General features: G+C 53.1%; 1 protein-coding gene. It reads left to right on the plus strand.

Annotation, left to right across the window (positions count from 1 at the left end; translation table 11 throughout):
* The coding region (locus tag ACNQ0W_RS25400; RefSeq protein WP_417933309.1) for a hypothetical protein at positions 1 to 414 on the plus strand (414 nt) is incomplete at both ends.

Genomic DNA, 414 nt, shown 5'->3' on the forward strand with positions numbered 1-414 from the left:
GTTGATACAGTCCCTGCAGACCTGATCGGTGCGATCACGATTCCTGAAGACCTAAATGGCGACGGTATCTTGAATGCAGACGAGCTAGGCACAGACGGCAGCTTCAATGCACAAGTGGCGTTGGGACCAGATGCGCTTGACGGCACAGTGGTGAATGTCAATGGTGTGAACTACACCGTGACTGCGGCTGACCTTGCAAACGGCTATATCACAGCAGCGATTCCTGTGACAGGCGAAGGCCCTGTAGCGATCCATGCAGAAGCAGTGGATGCACAAGGTAACGTTGATGTTGCAGATGCAGACGTGACAGTAACAGTTGATACAGTCCCTGCAGACCTGATCGGTGCGATCACGATTCCTGAAGACCTAAATGGCGACGGTATCTTGAATGCAGACGAGCTAGGCACAGACGGC

The organism is Enterobacter cloacae complex sp. 6730903 (assembly GCF_048283985.1).
GTDB classification, from domain to species: domain Bacteria; phylum Pseudomonadota; class Gammaproteobacteria; order Enterobacterales; family Enterobacteriaceae; genus Enterobacter; species Enterobacter hormaechei_C.